This is a genomic window from Oleiphilus sp. HI0043, from assembly GCF_001634935.1.
Map to the genome: position 1 here is coordinate 1 of NZ_LWEY01000609.1, position 1,205 is coordinate 1,205.

Here is a 1,205-nt window from a genome sequence, read left to right on the forward strand (position 1 = left end):
TCAGCCATTGGTCGGAGACTTAGTGAGCCTATTGGTTGAAGGTAATACCTATCAACCTCATCCTTTTATCACGAGTGAGCTAGTAGTACTGGAGCTTGAGCTGATGGAAGCCGGCCTAGCTTATTTACACCAGGATCTTATCCCGCACTAATAATTCACAGGTCTCTTTGTTAGCCCGGTGTGCTCTTAAGCCGGGATCCATGAGGGTCAGAACGAGGTATCGACGTAGCTGGTTTCCTGGTAAAAACACCTCGGGAATGATGAGTTCGGGGAGATGTTCTACTCTGCCCTGAATTGCACCCATTTTATAGAGGAGCTCTATAGAGAATTATTATTCCTCTGTGCAGCAAAGCGCTCCGTGCCCTCTGTGGTTAAGGGGTTTAATCTTGAAATCAAAACCAAAAAACAAATCCACCACAGAGGACACAGAGCGGCAGGTGGCCTGCACGGAGAAAGCCAAAAGAAGGGTTCTTAAATGAATGACTCCAATTATTTAGACTAAGTCGCGCAGAATCTCTACAGCCCGGTTGATCACTCGCTTGGTGGTATAAAAGTGCGGGGAAAAACGAATACCTCCTCCCCGGTTTGCACAGATTACTTTACGTGACATAAGTGTTTGATATAGCTCAGTGCTGTCCTTCCCCTCAATGCGAAAGCAGATAATGCCACTTTGACGCGCTTGGTTTTTATTTTCAGGAGAAATGAAACAAAGGTCATCAATGGTTTGTAATTGTGCCTTCAGATAGTTCGTTCGTTCGCATATGGCTTGATGAATATTGTCGATGCCTATATCCAGCAGTAGCCCCAAACTGGCATTTAAAGCCTGTACCCCCAGCATGTTGGGGCTGCCACACTCAAAGCGTTTTGCGTCCTTTGCTGGCGTCCATTCGGGCGAGTCGTAGTTGCCGCGCTGTTCGATCATATGCCAACCGAATTGATTGATCTTCAGTGTTTCGATATGTATGCCTTTCACATAGAAAAGCGCTAAACCTTCGGCGGCCATCATCCACTTATGTCCATCGGCAACAATGAAATCAGCATCGATTAAGGTTTGATCGAAAGGTAATGCGCCCAGACTTTGTATGGCATCCACACAAAGGAGGCATTGTTCTGCTTTGCATAGCTGGCTAAGAGACGGGAGGTCAATTGTAATGCCGCTTGCATACTGAACAGAGCTAATAGAAACCAGCCTGGTCTTGGGGCTT

General features: G+C 46.6%; 1 protein-coding gene. It reads right to left on the bottom strand.

The features are described from left to right. Positions 1 to 493: 493 nt before the first annotated feature. The coding region (locus tag A3729_RS07470; RefSeq protein ID WP_156497772.1) for an aminotransferase class V-fold PLP-dependent enzyme at positions 494 to 1,205 on the bottom strand (712 nt) is incomplete at its 5' end.